Here is a 17,671-nt window from a genome sequence, read left to right on the forward strand (position 1 = left end):
GTTTTTGAGTTGGTTTACAAATGAAAGCGAACCACATGATCTGTCATGCCTTCTTGGATCAAAATTTCTTTTTGCTTGCTGCCCATCAGGTCAAAGTGGGGAAAGGGCTGCCGCCGATGAATATATCGCGGGTCCAGCCCATGATCGTTGCACCAACGTTCGAGACGTTCCAGATCTGCACAGCCAACTTTGGTGACACTGGTGACACCGGGGAATCGGTTGTCAATCCAGAAATGAGTGAGGTACGCAATCTCACCCCGAGCCACTTGTTCTTTCCACGCAGCAAGCTCTTGTCGTTTAATTCCAAATGCCATAGATGCAAGTTCCTTTCCAAACGGGTATTGTCCTGAGCATATTGTAACATCTTATATACAGAATCCATCAGAATTCTTTCATTCAGACTAGTCTGAGGCGAGTTGATTGGGTATATGAATATGACAACATTTTTATAATAAAGGTTGGATTATGTTAAAATAAACCTATACAACAAAGGTTTCACCACTTCTATAGCGGAAAGGGATTGTCATCATGGAAATATTTATTGCCGTACTTGTGTTACTGGTACTGATTGGTTTATCCAATATTTTAAACCGGTTTGTACCCTTTATTCCCATTCCGCTCATTCAAATCGTGCTTGGTGTAGCTATAGCTTTGCTTCCCGCAGGTGTTCACCTGCCGTTGAATCCGGAATTGTTCTTTGTACTGTTCATCGCTCCTTTGTTATACAACGATGGTAAGCGAACGCCAAGGAATGAATTATGGAATCTGCGTGCACCGATACTTCTGCTTGCACTAGGGCTTGTATTCGTGACGGTGGTCGTGGCGGGATATGCCATTCACTGGCTGATTCCTTCGATTCCGTTACCTGCTGCTTTTGCTCTTGCAGCCATACTGTCCCCGACAGATGCTGTGGCCGTTGGCGCCATGGCGGGCCGGGTACATTTGCCCAAAGGCATACATAGGCTTCTTGAAGGTGAAGCATTAATGAATGATGCATCTGGCCTCGTGGCCTTCAAATTCGCAATTGCAGCCACAGTTACAGGTGTATTTTCCCTGGCGAATGCAACCTTCAGTTTTATTCTGATTGCGATTGGCGGACTTCTTGTCGGGGCCTTGTTATCTTTTCTGTTAATCAGGCTAGGGGTATGGATCCGTAGATTGGGCATGGAAGATGTGACCATTCACATGCTTCTGCAAATCCTGACGCCATTTATCATCTATCTGGTGAGTGAAGAAATTGGGGTATCAGGTATTCTTGCGGTAGTGGCAGGCGGTATTATCCACGCCATTGAGCGTGACCGCGCTGAATCGGTTCAGTTGAAAATGCAGGTGGTATCTGCGAGCACATGGTCAGTCATTTTATTTATACTAAATGGTCTGGTGTTTGTTATTCTGGGTGTACAGGTACCGGATGTGTTGAGTACCATTTTTGAAAATGTTTCGTTTAATAATCTGCAGGTGTTGGGATACGTGGGCTTGATCTCGGTGCTACTGCTGGTTCTGCGTTTTCTCTGGATCTATCTGTTCTGGCAAGGGAATGAATTGCTGCGTGCCAAATCCTCTATTGGCAGGCCCAGATTCAAGGATATTACGATCATTTCCCTCTCTGGGGTGCGGGGAGCTGTTACATTGGCGGGTGCGTTCTCCATTCCTTATGTGCTTCAGGATGGATCACCTTTCCCTGAACGGGATCTGATTATTTTCCTGGCGGCAGGGGTTATCCTCTTCTCCCTGATTGCGGCGAGCGTGTTTCTTCCAGTTCTGGCCAAGGACGATGGGAAATCTACAGAAGAAACACCGCAGAAGTCAGAACGAAAAGCACATGACATTATGCTGAATGCGGCAATACGAGCTGTCAAATCCGAAATGAACGATGAGAACAAAGCTGCGGCACTCGCGGTTGTCTCCGACTTGTCCAAGTACATCAGACAGGCCGCAGGTCAGCTTACCGCCGATAAACGCAAAGATATTCAGAAACAAGAAACGGCTATTAACCTGATTGCCACCCGGGCGGAGCGTAAAGAAGTGGAAGTAATGTTAGACGAAAATGCAATTGCTTCTGATGCGGCCTTCAAATGTGACAGCTGGCTAGATCGCAAGGAAATGATGCTGGCGAATCGTGCAAACACTCAGTTCATGACCTCGATCAGCGAGATCGGGCGTGTGTTAGGACATCTATTCACCAACCGGTCCCAGAAGCCGAATCAACCATTTATGCTTGAAAATGCAGAACTGTTCCGTCAGGTGAAGCTGCGCACCTCTGAAGCGGCAATTAAGGCTATTCGTGCTCATATGAATGATGGGAATCGAGTCGTCGCACTGTCGGTCATTGCCAAGTATGAGCGTGTAATTGCCAAATTGCGCACTTGGAACCAAGGTAAAACGGAAGATCCGTTTAATCAGGAGAAATTGGAGTTGCAGATGGTGGCCATTCAGGAACAGCGCAATACAGTGCAACAACTGTATGAAAACGGCGAAATCACCCGTGATGTGGCTGCAAAACTGCGCCGGTTTATTAACGACGTGGAAGCAACTGCGCTGAAAAACACCTAATCCGATAAATCCGATATTTTAAATATGCTAAATGGTTTGATATAATATGGGACAAGAAAGACGTTACAACTAAATTGTACTTATTCGATCAGTGAAGGAGAGATGAGACATGGCAGAACAACAAATTCGGTTGGGCAAGACGGATCTGATCGTGAATCCCATTGGACTGGGTGCGAATGCAGTAGGCGGACATAATATCTATCCGGACATGCTGAATGATGAGACGGGTAAGGAAGTGGTTCGTACAGCTTTGAAACAAGGTATTAACTTTTTGGATACGGCATACATCTATGGACCGGAGCATTCCGAACGACTGATTGGTGAAGTACTGAAGGAAACTGGTCAGCGGCAGAATACCATCATTGCAACCAAGGCAGCTCATAAATTAGTGGATGGCAAGATTGTCATAGATAACTCACCTGCTTTTCTGAAAACAGCCGTGGATGAGGCGTTGAAACGTCTGCAAACCGATTACATTGATCTGTTCTACATCCACTTTCCGGATGAACATACGCCTAAGGATGAAGCGGTAGATACGTTAAAACAATTAAAAGACGCTGGCAAAATTCGTGCCATTGGCGTATCTAATTTCTCCATTGATCAGTTGCGTGAAGCCAACAAGGACGGGCATGTAGACGTACTGCAATCTGAATATAATCTGTTCAAAAGAGATGCGGAGAAAGAGCTGTTGCCGTATACGGCTGAGCATAACATTTCTTTTGTTCCTTACTTCCCTCTGGCAGCGGGACTGCTGGGCGGGAAATATAATCGTGATACAACCTTTCAGGATGGACGTTCAAAGAACCCGCTGTTTACAGGTGAAGCTTTCATTGAAAATCTCGATAAAGTTGAGCAACTGCGCAGCATAGCACAATCCAAGGATGTTGAGGTCGCGCATCTGGTTCTGGCCTGGTACCTAACTCAGCCTTCTATTGATGCATTGATTCCGGGTGCCAAGCGACCGGAGCAGGTCATTAATAATCTGCAAACATTAAATGTGGAATTAACTGCTGAGGAAATTGCAGTCGTGGATCAGATCTTTCGTTAATGAGTTCGGGTGAATCGGGAAATGCTAACAGGGAGTTTACGTATGAAGACAAAGTGAGGACACCACATGAACCTGAAGGCAGCCCGAGTCATCGGAATGTTCACGCTAATTATTTTGCTGGGTAGCAGTTCTGCCTATGCAAAGCCTGTACAGAAGAACCGTCAGTATTATGAGGAACGAGGAGAGATTGTGTGGGAAGTTCCCACACAGGATAAACTCATCGCCCTTACCTTTGATGATGGACCAGATCCGATTCAGACTCCGCAGATCCTGGCTTTGTTACAGCAGTATCATGCTAAAGGAACTTTTTTTGTACTTGGCAAATGGGCAGATAAATTTCCTAAACTGATTAAGCAGGAACAGCTCGAAGGGCATGAAATCGCCAACCATACGTATGCGCACACGTATGCAGTTCGATCAACTGGTGCGGACAAGTACATGAAGGATATGAACGAAGCAGAAAGTTCCATTATTAAAGCTGGCGCGGAGCGTCCCCTGTTATTCAGACCACCGGGCGGCTACTACAATGACATGGTCATCCAGGCTGCCAAACAAAAAGGGTATACCATTGTACTCTGGTCTTGGCATCAGGATACACGGGACTGGGCTTCTCCAGGTGTATCGGCTATCGTTAACAAAGTGTTGAAGAACGCACGTAATGGGGATATTGTACTTTTTCACGATAAGGTGGAAGGCAAGTCGCATACGGTAGCAGCACTCAAAACGATCCTGCCGAAGTTACAGCAGCAGGGGTACCAATTCGTTACGGTGTCTGAGCTACTTGCTGTAAAGGCACGCGAAGCCGCGAAGGATGGGACTTCACCTTCTTCTTCGTTGAAGAACGTAAAGCCCTGAACATGGTAATCCAATTAGAAACCGCAGGTCTCAGATGAAGAGACCTGCGGTTTCTTTATCTTGGTCTTCATATCAACCATGGAACCAGCCTTAGGAGGTTATTGCCGTGTCCCTTTTGTTTTGAAACCAAAACGTCTACAATAGATGGAGCTTTGTGTTTAAGGGTTAGCTAGTATACAAGATATGAATTACGACATAGAGGAGAGTGAACATAATGAATGGACAACAACGCGTAAATATTAAGCCAGGTCTGGAAGTGGACATTGTGCTGAAGCAGGATCAAGCTACAGGTAAGCTGACACGTGGCATTGTGAAGGATCTGTTAACCAAGTCACCTACGCATCCACACGGAATCAAAGTACGACTGACGAGTGGTCATGTGGGACGTGTGAAACAGGTCATTACAGGAGGCTCGAACTAACTGTGGCCCAAGACGGGGAGATGAGTAATACGGCAGAAGTAATGGCACATCTGGCTTCGGGTAATACACGTCAGCAGGACGCCTATCATGTGTTACAGAGCAGTGGATTGCTCGATATATTAGCTGACTATCACCCATATCCAGCAGGAACGGTGCCAATTGATATTGATATTCCGGGCAGTGATCTGGATCTGCTGTGTTATGCAGAGGATCTGGATGTGTTTGAAGCCGAGGTATACAATCGAATCGGAGCCGTTACTGAATTTCAATGTGTACGTGGTGGGGATCTTCCAGACCAACGTCCTTATATGACTTGTAATTTGCAAGTGGGACATTGGCCTGTGGAGATTTTTGCCCAATCCGTTCCAGTTTACAGGCAGAATGCATACCTACATATGATCGTAGAGTGGAGATTGTTGCAACTGTGGGGAGACGCGGGACACCGTGAGATCCGCAGACTAAAACAGGCAGGGTGGAAGACGGAGCCTGCTTTTGCTTCTGTACTTGGACTACAGGGGGATCCATATGTGGACATGCTGCATCTGGCAGAGATGAAACGTGAAGATCTCTGGAACTGGGCGCGTTCACGCACGTCTTTTTAAAATGTCTATTTGAGATGAACTAATCATTTACACGATAACGGAGAGGACAGAAAAAACCTGAAAAAGCGAAGCGGTCGTTTAAAAGCTTTCTGAAAGAAAGCTGCATCGGAAGCATACGCTATTACCGGATTTTCCCTTGAGAAAGGGGATCAAAAAAATCTGGGAATAACAGCGATTGGAAGGTGCTTATGTCATCGTAGTGTCAGTGTAAATAACCTTTGGTCAGATTAGAAAGATGGCTACAATTGTTGTTACCGTGAGTCCCAGCAGTACAGGCTTCAGATTGCGTCTTGCAAGTTCAAAAGGATTGACTCCGCAGATTGCAGCAGCAGGAATCAATGCCCATGGAATCAAGGTTCCGCCACCTACCCATATGGCTGCAACCTGACCTAATGCTGTCAGTACAGGTGCGGAATCTGCTGAACCTGCAAACATGGACGCAATCGAGCCAACTAGGGATATCCCCGAGAACCCCGAACCATCCATTCCGGTCACTGCTCCGGTCACCGTCATTGTAACGGCGCCCACCGTATCATTTAATGGCACCAGTCCAGCAAGTGCGACCCCGAGGTCATTCACAATCCCGTGTGAACCTTCAGGAAGAGGGTTGATGAACAACTCCGTAATCGCAGCATCACCCAGATAAAAAAATGCGGCTATAGGAATAACCGGTCCAAACACCTTGAAACCAAACTGAAATCCTTCTATTAAATAATTGGTCGTTTCCTCTGGTCCCGCATGTCGATGTGCGGCAAGGGTAACGGCGATCAGTATAACCACAGCGGTTCCGCCAATCAGAGCTGTTGCATCGCCGCCTTGCAATTTCAATACAAACATCAGAATCACATCAACTGCGAATAACAGAGGGATAAGCAGAGCGAACACCTTTTTCAGACGGGGCGACATGACTTGACGTTCAATAGGCAGATTGCCAGGTTGAGAAGTGGACACAGCCTCTGATGAAGAAGAAGGTTCCGTGCTCACGGTACCTGATGTAACGTTTGGGGAATGAACAGGTGAACCTGATTTCATTTCTTTGCGCAGCATCCAGAAGGCTGTAAGTGTAGATACGGTGCCCATGACAATGACCAAAGGAATGCTGGCCGTCATGACGGAAGTAACGGGTAGACCCGCTGCATCGGCCGTAAGTTTGGGAGCCCCCTGAATAATGTAATCTCCCGAAAGTGCTATCCCATGTCCAAACAGGTTCATGGCAATAGCAGCTCCAATCGGAGGAAGACCTACACGCACGGCTACAGGAAGCAGTACTGCACCAACGAGTGCTACGGCCGGGGATGGCCAGAAAAATAGCGATACTACCATCATGATCAATCCGATACCCCAATAAGCGACCTGAGGAGAACGGATAAACCTTGTGACGGGTGTTACCATGACCTCATTAATGCCTGTTCTGATCAGAACACGGCTCATTGCCACAATAATCGAGATGATAAAGATCGTACTCAGCAATTCTTTTGTTGCATAGATAAAACTGCTGAAGATCCCAGCAACTGACCCGCTTAAGGTTTCGGTTGCCAGAAGTCCAATGGTCATAATACCTGCGACACAGATGATGGTGGTGTCCCTGCGCCGGATCATAACTGCGATGATCAAGACGATAAATGCCAGATAGACATAGTGTAACGCAGTGAGTTGAATATTCATCGAACAGGCCTCCCTACATCCTGGTGACTAACCCGAGGAGTGATATATCGTATGCATGTCAAGATCGGGCGTTCGTGGAGTCCGGGGCTTGCGCAGCATTTATTTTAGGGAGAAGCTTCTGAGTAATAATGAAGGATTTTTTTTACAACTGGAGAATTTATTACTACATGAAGCTTGTTACTCTTGAAATTGGAGCGGATGGAAGTCACCAGAATTGATATGTGAAGGTCACGGGACCCCATAGACAATGGCAAGCAGGGGTGATTACAATAAACATGCCATCATAAGGAAGAAAATAGAAAAAAACTATGTTGAAATAAAGTGTGTGTTCAATAAGTCTGGTTTCAGTACAGTGGACTTTTTGAACTACCTCTAAAAGGGCGGGAATCAATAATCCATGAGCTTTATCCGTTCACTTCGTTTTAAATTTATAGTGGGTCTTACATTGATCATGCTGCCATTATTCATGCTGCTTTATTACAACAACGTCTACGCCATGAAAGTTGTACGTGACAAAGTATCCCTCACCAATATGAATCATCTCGCCAAGAGTGTGGAGCAGAATGAACGTGTTTTACAGGAGACGAATCGGTATTTATATAGTCTGGGCGAGCGGGACCCGGATATTATCTCTCTGTTTTTTCTGAAATACGGCAGCGGCGATTATATCATTGCAAAGCAACGGATTATGAACAAATTCATGACAGATATCGGTTTTTATAATCTAATCGATTCTTTTTTTCTATATGATGCCGTGAATGATGATCTGCTGCTCGCGACTTCAGGCAATTATGATGTCAAAAAGTCGGTTGTGCAGGAGAGTATGCCAGTCCAGATGCAGCAATTGGAAGGGGATATCCAGAAGCCGGAATGGAGCATCGTGCGTGGCGGGACGTGGAATGCGCTGGTGAAAACGGTGAGAATCAACCAGCAGTTCTATGCAGGTGCACTTGTTGATATGAATGCACTGAATCATACACAACAATTCACTGAATCCGGAGATCGGGGAGGTGCAGTCATTGTTGGAACAGACGGTGGGGCACTATCGGATTCCACATTAAATACTGCACAGATTCAGCTGGCTGCAGCGCATCTTCCCGGCCTGAAGAATCCGTATCAGGTGATCTCTGAAGTTGTGAATAAGGGAGAAGCACGTCAATATTTGATGTTGGGTACTGCCTCGGCCATGTCCCAGATGAATTATATCGTGCTGCTGCCTGAGGAAGACATGATGCGTAACCTCCCGTTTTTCCAGCAGATCATTCGTCTGCTTCCCATTGGTGCGGCAGTAATTCTGGTTACTGCACTGATCTTTTTGCGGCATCTGTTATTCCGCCCGATGAATGCGTTAATCCGAGGCATGAGAAGGGTCAGCCGTGGAGATCTCGATGTGAAGCTGGACCCGCCATCTTCGTCGGAGCTTGAATTTATGACACGAAGTTTCAATCAAATGACCAGTGAGATCAGGCATCTGAAGATTGATGTGTATGAGGAACAGTTGCGGACGCGGGAGGCAGAGTTCAAACAACTGCAGATGCAGATCAATCCTCACTTTTACCTGAATTCACTCAATATTATTCATAGTCTGGCTTCCTTGCAAAAACATGAGTTGGTGCAGCAGATGGCTGGTCATCTGGCCGATTATTTTCGATTCAGTCTGCGTGCAGGCAAACGTGTTATTCGTTTGGATGAAGAGCTCGAGCACATTCGTCATTACTTAGAAATTCAAAAGCTGAGGTTTCCAAGCAGATTCGATTTTGAACTGGATGTCGAGCCGAATCTGGGACATTATGTGATTCCGCCATTAACCATTCAGCCTTTTGTGGAGAATGCCATTATTCATGGATTTCAGCGCCGGACACAAGCCTTTGTCATTCGGATCGTGGCGCGCCTCGGTGAGAAGTCATCCGGTCAGGTCGATGGGACGGTGCTTCAACTGATCATTGTGGACAATGGTGTTGGATTTGAAGAGGAATTGTTGGGGCGTCTGCAACATGGACAATACGCTGAAGATCCGAGCGGACAGCATATCGGTATATGGAACGTGGCTCATCGGCTTTTAGTGAAGTATGGTGATCAAGCCAGTTTGCAGTTTGGCAATGAGGTGGATCATGGCGCCAAAGTCATCATTGATTTACCCGCTCAGACCGAAGAGGAAGAAGGGGGAGCCTATGCGGAACCTGTTGATCGTGGATGATGAAGTGTATGCATTACAAGCGATGGTGGAAGGAGTCGATTGGCAAGCAGCAGGCATTGACCAGGTATACAGTGCTGGTGATGCCGAAGAGGCAAGAAAGATTTTAAAGGCTAATGCTATTGATATCATGATCTGTGATATCGAGATGCCTGGTGAAACAGGGCTTGACCTGCAAAGTTGGGTGTTAAAACATGATCCAGGTATAATGACCATTTTCCTGACAGGGCATGCTTTATTCGATTATGCTCAGACAGCCATTAAGCTAAACAGCTTTGATTATGTGTTGAAGCCGGCTCCAGCGGATCAATTGATTAAGGTAGTAACCCAGGCGGTGGAGAAGATCAAGGATGGAGAGCAGCGTACCCGTACCAACGAAGTTTATGAGACCGTATACAAACGCTGGAAAACCCATAAACCGCTGCTGACGGAACGCTTCTGGAAAGATGCCATCTCTCAGCGTATCACGTTAACCGAACAACGGTTGCAAGAGCTCGCAGAACTGTATGGTGCCGAGATAGATCCGCAGGCTCGTGTGTTACCCATTGTGATATCGGTAGAGGAATGGGTGCGTGATTTTGATTTGCGTGACGAAGAGGTATTGGAATATGCCCTTCGTAATGCAGCCAAAGAGATGTTGCTTAGCGACAAGCCCGGTGAGGTGTTTCAGGATCAAAGTGGATTAAATATTGTGCTTGCTTATGAGCAAGATGGCATCATTCCAAGTGCGAGCGAAGTGGCACAACGTTGTCAGGGATATATTCAGGAATGTGGTACGTATTTCTACTGTCGGTTGTCCTGTTATGTTGGTGCCCCGGTTGCTGTGACTGAGCTGCAAGGCATGTTAAATGAACTGATGGATATGGAGCGGCGCAATATTAAGGAGCTTGAAGAAGTTTTTGTCTATGATGAGCGGGGAAGAGATCAGGAAGATCGCTTTTTGCCTATTCCATGGTTTTCGGAATTATCTATTCTTTTTGAGACAGGTAAAGTAGGGGATTTGCGAGAACGTGTGGATGAGATTTTTGAGTTGCTTGCTGCCCAAGAGGGTTTATCTCCTGAAATGCTGCATCTCTACTATCATGCCATGCTGCATGTGGTCTATCCGCTGCTTCATCAGAAAAACGTGTCAATACGCAGTCTGTATCCGGGTGAACGGGAGCCGGAGGAGAGTATGGTGACAAGGTCGTTGCCGCAGTTGAAGCAGTGGACGGCTGATCTGATTGATCGTGTTATCCCGGTGTTGTACCCGGACGATCATAGCCCTATGACCATTGTGGATCAGTTGTGCGTTTATATTGAAACTCATATTGGTGAAGAACTTATGCGAGAGGAACTTGCAGCTTTTGCCGGATTCAATCCCGCTTATCTATCACGTCTGTTTCGGAAAGAGAAGGGGATGTCCCTATCTGAGTTTATTCTGCAGGGCAGAGTAGCCAAAGCGAAGACATTGTTGTCCCAGTCCACCGTCAAAGTGACGGATATCGCTGGCAAGGTGGGGTACTACAATTACTCGCATTTCACCAAAATGTTCAAAAAGTGCACGGGTATAACGCCACAGGAGTTTCGAAAACAGTCACGTACCGTATAGTTCAGGGCGCAGCATGCTGCGTCTTTTGTTTTTTTTGGTACTAAAGTCATAATTTGATAAGTCAACAGGTCACCACAGCAGATAGAGGTCTTACTCGCCCCGCCGTATACTTGAACCACAGGAGCCGCAACGGAGCTTCATCCTGAGGAAGAATTCAAGAGGAGTGAGGGAGAACAAGTTATGAAGACACAACCCCAGGCGGGTAAGGGAGTACGGATATCGGAAATACCGGGAGAAACAGTCCGAAAGCGCAAGTCTGTGTGGCACAATCTTGGCAAATTCAAGGTGCTGTATCTCATGTTCTTGCCAGGTGTCCTGTTTCTGCTGGTGAACAACTATATGCCGATGTTCGGCGTTCTGATCGCATTCAAAAATGTAAACTATGCTGATGGTATTTGGGGTAGCCCATGGAGTGGATGGGACAATTTTAAATATTTGTTCTCAACCAGTGATGCATGGGAAATTACCCGAAATACACTCGCGTATAACACGGTGTTTATTGCACTAAATCTCTTAGTAGGTGTCGGGCTTGCTATTCTGCTCAATGAAGTGAAGAACAAGGCAATGTCCAAGTTATATCAATCACTTATGTTATTACCGTATTTCCTGTCCATGATTGTGGTCAGTTATCTGGTACTGGCTTTCCTGGGCAAGGATTCAGGCTTCATGAACTCAACGGTTCTGCAGATGTTCGGCGGTCAGCCGATCGACTGGTATTCAGAGCCGAAGTATTGGCCGTATATTTTGCCACTGGTGAACACATGGAAGAATATTGGATATTATGCGGTCATTTATCTGGCAGCTGTCGTGGGTATCGATGAAGAATATTATGAAGCAGCTGTGCTCGATGGCGCAACCAAATGGCATCAGATACGCTTCATCACCATTCCGTTTCTCGTCCCATTAATCGTCATTATGACATTATTGCAAATTGGCCGTATATTCTATGCAGACTTCAGTCTGTTCTACCAGGTTCCATTGGAATCGGGGGCGCTGTTCCCTGTAACGAATGTACTGGATACCTACGTATATCGTACGTTCCTTATCGGTGGAGATATCGGGATGTCATCAGCAGCCGGTCTATACCAAGCAATCGTTGGATTTGTGCTGGTTCTTGTATCCAATACCATCGTAAGGCGAATAGATAAAGATAATGCATTATTTTGAGAGGAGGCAAGTCAGCTGTGAAATCACGTGATCCACTAGCCGTATCGAAGCGTTCCGCATCCGTTATTCATGCGATGTTTCTATTCTATGCCATTGCCTGTATCGTGCCGATCCTGCTTGTCTTCGCCATCTCATTTTCGGACGAGACAACAGTAATTGCCAATGGATATAAGCTTATTCCAGAGAAATTCAGCCTGACGGCTTATGAGTTTCTGTTCAGAGATATGGATCAGATCATTCACTCGTATGGTATATCCTTTATCGTTACCGTTGTAGGTACCATTACAAGTGTTGCGCTGACCGCATTGTATGCGTATCCGCTCTCACGGAGAGATCTGCCTTACCGGGGCTGGTTCGCCTTTTTCATCTTCTTCACAATGTTGTTCAATGGGGGGCTGGTACCTTGGTACCTGGTCTATGTCAACGTATTGGATCTGAAAAACTCCCTACTGGCACTCATTATGCCGCTACTGCTATCCCCATTCTTTGTACTGGTCATGCGTACATTCTTCGCGAACTCCATTCCGGTGTCTATTCTGGAATCGGCTCGGATTGATGGTGCGGGAGAATTGAGAACGTTTGCACGTATCGTGCTTCCGCTCTCTCTTCCCGTAATGGCAACCGTTGCGTTGTTCAGTACATTGAATTACTGGAATGACTGGTACCTTAGCATGATTTTTATATCAGATAACCGGACGATCAGCCTTCAGTACCTTATGTACCGGACGCTGCTCGATATTCAATATTTAACAACCAACTCCAACGTCTCTTCACAGATTTCGTCGCAGGGTGGATTGCTGAATCTGCCTAACAAAACTCTGCAAATGGCGATGGCTGTAGTCGGTATTGGTCCAATTGTACTGGCATATCCGTTCTTCCAGCGTTATTTCATCAAAGGTCTTACGGTTGGCGCTGTGAAGGGATAACTCTGAACCGGTTAGCGGGGTGGGCAAGGTAAATGAAGATGGACTGAAAGGGCATATACAGAAGTAGTTATCGGTTTATTTGTGAATTGGGGAATTCGGTTGTATGGTTCAACACATGACAGGAGGGGTTCAATTGGTTAGATCATTAAAGGTATGGTCACGCATGATGGCAACGGTTATGGCGCTGAGCCTGGTGCTGGCTGCTTGCTCATCAGACAAGGGTGGAACAACAACACCTGGCGCAGAAGGCGGAGGAGCAAGTGAAGGTGGGGGCAAACCCTATGAAGTGACACTGTTCTACCCAGGGACACCACAGAAGGATGTCGCTCTGGTGGAAGCCGAGATTAACAAAAAGATGGAACCAAAGATCGGAGCCACGCTTAAGATCAATGCAATTGACTGGGGACAGTGGGATAACAAGCTGAATCTCATGATTTCCTCAGGTGAAAAATCAGATATTATCTTCACAGCGGCTTGGCAGAACTACACGGTGAATGTAGCTAAAGGCGCATTCTTGCCCTTGAATGATCTGCTTGATGCACATGGTCAGGATATTAAGAAAAACCTGGACCCTGCCTTCCTGGAAGGTTCCCAGGTGGACGGTGTGAATTACGGCGTTCCTACGAATAAGGAACTCGCTGCCACACGTGGTGTGTTGGTACGTAAAGATCTGGCTGACAAGTATAAGCTGGACCTGACAGCTGTAAAAACTTGGGCTGATCTGGAGCCACTTCTCAAAACAATCAAGGAAAACGAGCCAGCCATTACACCATTCTATATGTCCAATACCAACGGTAACGGGCTGTTAGAGAATCTGGATTGGGATTATCTCGGTGATGCTTCCGTACCTGGAGTCATCTCCAAAACAGCAGGCGGAACAACGGTGCTGAATGAAGTGGAGACCCCAGAATTCAAAGAAGCAGCTGAACTCGCTCGCAAGTGGTATCAAGCGGGATATATCAACAGTGATGCTGCTACTTCTAATGTGTTCCCGAAAGACCAGGCGAAGGCTGGAAAAGCGTTTCTCTGGACAGATGGCATGAAGCCAGGCAAGGATAAAGAAGAAGAAGGGTATGTGGGTTTCCCACTCACTCAGATTGAGATGACACAGCCAACAATCACGACGGGTGATGCGTCTGGAGCGATGCTTGCAATCTCCCGTTCTTCCGAGCAACCGGAGAAAGCGATGCAGGTCATTAACCTGCTGCATTCCGACAAGGAAATTAACAACTTGTTAAACTTCGGAATTGAAGGTACACATTATGTGAAAAAAGACGGACAGGATAATATCATTGCTCTCCCTGATGGCGTAGATGCCAACAGTCGTACCTACAATCCAGGTGCACAATGGCAACTGGGTAACCAATTCCTGAACTTCCTCTGGGATAATGAAGATCCACAGAAATGGGAGAAGTTCAAAGAGTTTAACGCCAAAGGTGTGAAGTCGCCAGCACTGGGCTTTACGTTCAACAGCCAATCTGTCAAAAATGAAATTGCTGCGGTCAACAACGTGAACAAACAGTTCAAGCCGGGTATGACATCGGGCGCAGTTGATCCAAATGAGATGATTCCGAAATATCTGGAGAAATTGAAAGCAGCGGGAATCGATAAAATTATTGCAGCCAAACAGGAACAACTCGATGCATTCTTGGCTAAGCAATAAATGATCGTCAGCCATGACAGAGAGACCTGTGTTATTACAAGCTCTTGTCAGCGGTGAAAATGGAGGACGTTTTCGGTGAACAACCGAAGACGTTCTTTTTATTGTTGTTTTTTTGATTTGGATTGTTAATCATAAATAGGAAAAATATGATATAATAAGGTGGTTGATTAGGGGGTGTTCGTGTGTCGAGAACCAGACTTGTGTTCTCAGGGGCTTTATTGCTATTTGCTATTATCTTTACATGTAACCATCATCTTGGTTTTTCTGTTGGAGATACCATGCTGTCAGCAATAGGTATATCACCGTATACTACATCTTACTTGAGTGGAGTTCATATCACACTTTTCCTCGGATTGGGGATATTCGCGTGTGGATTCTACCTTACTCGCAAAGAGATTGGAAAATCATTCCCCGGTCTTGCAAAGGGGTTATGGATCGTAGTTATCGCTATCGTTCTCAGTTATTCGTACATGACAGATAAATTCATGTATGTAGCCAAGTGGGGAGCTTCAGGCATTAATGCGGTATCCTATGTACAGAATGCAAGCTCTTGTACCTTTAACGTGCTGAAAACGGGTGAGACCCGAGCAACCTGTGACCTGACACTCAAAAATTACGGCAGAGATTCCGTATCCGCCGTGTTATTGCCTGATCTCGCACGCAGTTATAAGTTTAAGGACGATCCACTATTGGAAGCTTTGCAGTCTGTCCAATTAAGGCCCGTACATGTTGAGATTGAACGCCGAGGAACTTTTACAGGTAAGTTGGAGTTTTACGGGAAAGCGGAATCCCCTCTGTTCGTCAATGGGAAACTTATGGATATTGTGCTGGATGTAGGCGTGGATGGAGCGAATACGGTATTTGATTATGATATTCCATAGTTGATATTTTCATAGAAAAAAAGAATAATTACATAAACAGAAGTGGAATAAGGTTTGAGTTGAATAGAACGATTAAAGATATATACTGAAATTAGATAGAGAGCTGGCTAATCGCTGGCTCTTTTTGTGCGTGGAAGTTGCATTTAGTGCAGAAATATTGGTTTTATCTCCTTTCCCCTTGAATTGGTAACGCTTACGCTAGATAATGAATCGGTTTGTCTCAAAAAAATTGTTTGTCTTTAGCGCTTACATCATTACAATTAATGTCACGACAAATTAAGACAAGGTGAGATGAAAAGATGTCATATCGGACAAACCTGTTTTCCAAAATGGTCATTCTTATTCTGATTATGCTGATTCCTGTAGTGCTTTTGTACTGGTACTCCAATCACAAAACAACAGCTGTTCTCAGAGATGAGTTGAATCGATCGAATAGTAACCAGCTTGAATTTTTCCAAAATCAAGTGAACACACACATCGAACTGTTATCCTCATGGCCGAATCTGCTCATACATGATCCTGATATTGGCAGCTTCCGGCGAATCTATGCGGACAGTAACTACTTTGATCTGGATGCGATCAACCTGGTCAAACGTATTCAGAATAAGCTGAGTATTCAGGAAAGCTCATCCAATTGGGCCACGAAATTATATCTGTATTCTCCTTCGCTGGGCAGGGTGGTTTCCGAAAGGGACGCACGTTCTTACGATAAAGAAGCGCTAAGGGAAAATATCATTTCCGGCTGGGATGTACGCAAAATTCAGGATGGGGAAGATGATCGGTTCATGTTTAGCTGGATTACGGTATCTCCGTATGGTATTAAAGACCCGGCTAATAATGCAGAAACGATTATTAAACTGGAGTTTGATAGTGACAACATTCGGGATATGCTCGACAAATTCAAAGACGATGGCAGGCATGACCCCTTCTATTTCCGTGAAGAATCGGGTGTTATCTATAACCGGACTTCAGATCGTTCATTAACGAATCAGTTGATGGAAGAACTGTCCATCCATAAACTTCAGGACGTTGATAATCGTACAGTAGTGATCGGGAACGAGCCTTACATGGTTAACACGGTGAAATCAAGTACAACAGGCTGGTATTTGGTGGATTATATGCCGCTATCAGATATTCTGAAGCCCATACATCAATCCAATATGCTGTTCTATTCTTCCATGATTTGTTTGTTGTTAATGAGTTTTGGTGTGGCGTATTTGTTCTATGTACAGGTGCAGGTACCAGTGAAACAACTCATTCGTGGGTTCCAGCGGTTGAAGCAGGAGGATTATTCCGTGAGGATTAAGCCAAAGGGCCGCAATGAATTCAGTTTCCTGTCCGAACGTTTCAACTTGATGGTGGAGCAGATCCAGCAGTTATTTGAACACGTTTACCTGGAACAGATTCATGTACGTGAAGCTCGGTTGAAGCAGCTGCAATCGCAGATTAACCCGCACTTTTTCTATAATTGTTTCTCCTTCATTACGAGTATGGCGAAACTCAAGCGTATGGACGCTGTTGTAGCGATGTCACATAATCTATCGCGATATTATCGGTATACGACAAGACAGGAGCGGGACGTGGTACCGTTGACAGAAGAAATTGAATTTGTCAGCTGTTATCTGGAGATCCAACGGATGCGTATGGACCGCATTCATTACAAGATTGATCTGTCTGATGAGATGTTAAGACAGGAGGTACCGCCACTCATCGTGCAACCACTAGTGGAGAATGCGGTGATTCACGGTATCGAAGCGGACGCGGAGGCCGGAGAAATAAGAGTATCCGGGGAAAAACAGGGTGGTGTCATGGTTCTTGTCGTTGAAGATGATGGGCAAGGCATGACGCAGGAGGCACGTGAGGCGCTTCTGAATAAGCTCAGGGGAACGATGGATCAGGAGATGGGCTGTGGCCTGTGGAATGTGAATCAGAGACTCCAGCTTCGATATGGGGAGCAGGCAGGGCTGGATGTAACGGAATCGGAACTTGGTGGATTACGCGTTACGCTGTCATGGCCTGCCGAACAGGAGTTTCTTCTGGAGAATGAAGGATAAGCACTTGGGATGTGTAGCGCAAGATGAACGATGGAATCCATTGGCAGAATG

14 protein-coding genes are annotated in these 17,671 nt (G+C 45.8%); 12 read left to right on the plus strand and 2 right to left on the minus strand.

The annotated features are described in order from the left end of the window. Positions 1–14: 14 nt before the first annotated feature. Entirely contained in the window at positions 15–314 is a 300-nt protein-coding gene (locus NSQ20_RS10835; protein ID WP_076318451.1) for a hypothetical protein, read from the minus strand. Positions 315–528: 214 nt separating this feature from the next. Here NSQ20_RS10835 and NSQ20_RS10840 point away from each other — a divergent pair, with 214 nt between their 5' ends. The 5 genes from NSQ20_RS10840 to NSQ20_RS10860 all read left to right on the plus strand — a co-directional run bounded on the left by NSQ20_RS10840 (position 529) and on the right by NSQ20_RS10860 (position 5,479). Further along, positions 529–2,553, plus strand: a complete 2,025-nt coding sequence (locus NSQ20_RS10840; protein WP_036670202.1) for a Na+/H+ antiporter — start codon at positions 529–531, stop codon at positions 2,551–2,553. A gap of 109 nt (positions 2,554–2,662) precedes the next feature. Then, a complete protein-coding gene (locus NSQ20_RS10845) occupies positions 2,663–3,601 on the plus strand; it encodes an aldo/keto reductase (protein ID WP_340032417.1) in 939 nt (312 codons plus the stop codon). A gap of 66 nt (positions 3,602–3,667) precedes the next feature. Then, positions 3,668–4,456, plus strand: a complete 789-nt coding sequence (locus NSQ20_RS10850; RefSeq protein ID WP_340032418.1) for a polysaccharide deacetylase family protein — start codon at positions 3,668–3,670, stop codon at positions 4,454–4,456. A gap of 214 nt (positions 4,457–4,670) precedes the next feature. Continuing rightward, on the plus strand, positions 4,671–4,877 hold the full coding sequence (locus tag NSQ20_RS10855; RefSeq protein ID WP_076249872.1) for a YwbE family protein: 207 nt from the start codon (positions 4,671–4,673) through the stop codon (positions 4,875–4,877). A 2-nt stretch (positions 4,878–4,879) separates the two neighbouring features. Beyond that, the gene (locus tag NSQ20_RS10860) at positions 4,880–5,479 is read left to right on the plus strand and encodes a DUF4269 domain-containing protein (protein ID WP_083684245.1); all 600 of its coding nucleotides are present in this window, start codon (positions 4,880–4,882) and stop codon (positions 5,477–5,479) included. A gap of 222 nt (positions 5,480–5,701) precedes the next feature. Here NSQ20_RS10860 and NSQ20_RS10865 read toward each other — a convergent pair whose 3' ends face one another. Then, a complete protein-coding gene (locus tag NSQ20_RS10865) occupies positions 5,702–7,144 on the minus strand; it encodes a hypothetical protein (protein WP_340032419.1) in 1,443 nt (480 codons plus the stop codon). 397 nt (positions 7,145–7,541) lie between these two features. Between NSQ20_RS10865 and NSQ20_RS10870 the strand changes: the two genes are divergently transcribed. From NSQ20_RS10870 to NSQ20_RS10900, 7 genes are all read left to right on the plus strand, one after another. Next, on the plus strand, positions 7,542–9,341 hold the full coding sequence (locus NSQ20_RS10870; protein ID WP_340032420.1) for a sensor histidine kinase: 1,800 nt from the start codon (positions 7,542–7,544) through the stop codon (positions 9,339–9,341). Next, positions 9,316–10,929, plus strand: coding sequence for a helix-turn-helix domain-containing protein (locus NSQ20_RS10875; RefSeq protein ID WP_340032421.1), 1,614 nt, complete (start codon positions 9,316–9,318; stop codon positions 10,927–10,929). The genes NSQ20_RS10870 and NSQ20_RS10875 overlap by 26 nt, the downstream gene beginning before the upstream one ends. A 180-nt stretch (positions 10,930–11,109) precedes the next feature. Next, on the plus strand, positions 11,110–12,096 hold the full coding sequence (locus NSQ20_RS10880; RefSeq protein ID WP_036670214.1) for an ABC transporter permease subunit: 987 nt from the start codon (positions 11,110–11,112) through the stop codon (positions 12,094–12,096). A 17-nt stretch (positions 12,097–12,113) separates the two neighbouring features. After that, a complete protein-coding gene (locus tag NSQ20_RS10885) occupies positions 12,114–13,022 on the plus strand; it encodes a carbohydrate ABC transporter permease (protein ID WP_017689303.1) in 909 nt (302 codons plus the stop codon). Between the two features lie 133 nt (positions 13,023–13,155). Continuing rightward, a complete protein-coding gene (locus NSQ20_RS10890) occupies positions 13,156–14,685 on the plus strand; it encodes an ABC transporter substrate-binding protein (protein WP_036670216.1) in 1,530 nt (509 codons plus the stop codon). A 182-nt stretch (positions 14,686–14,867) separates the two neighbouring features. Continuing rightward, the gene (locus NSQ20_RS10895; RefSeq protein WP_339198798.1) at positions 14,868–15,566 is read left to right on the plus strand and encodes a hypothetical protein; all 699 of its coding nucleotides are present in this window, start codon (positions 14,868–14,870) and stop codon (positions 15,564–15,566) included. Positions 15,567–15,865: 299 nt separating this feature from the next. Then, a complete protein-coding gene (locus tag NSQ20_RS10900) occupies positions 15,866–17,620 on the plus strand; it encodes a sensor histidine kinase (RefSeq protein WP_036609555.1) in 1,755 nt (584 codons plus the stop codon). Positions 17,621–17,671 lie beyond the last annotated feature (51 nt).

Origin of the sequence: Paenibacillus sp. FSL K6-1122, from assembly GCF_037977015.1 — a bacterium.
In the GTDB taxonomy this organism is placed as follows: Bacteria; Bacillota; Bacilli; order Paenibacillales; family Paenibacillaceae; genus Paenibacillus; species Paenibacillus amylolyticus.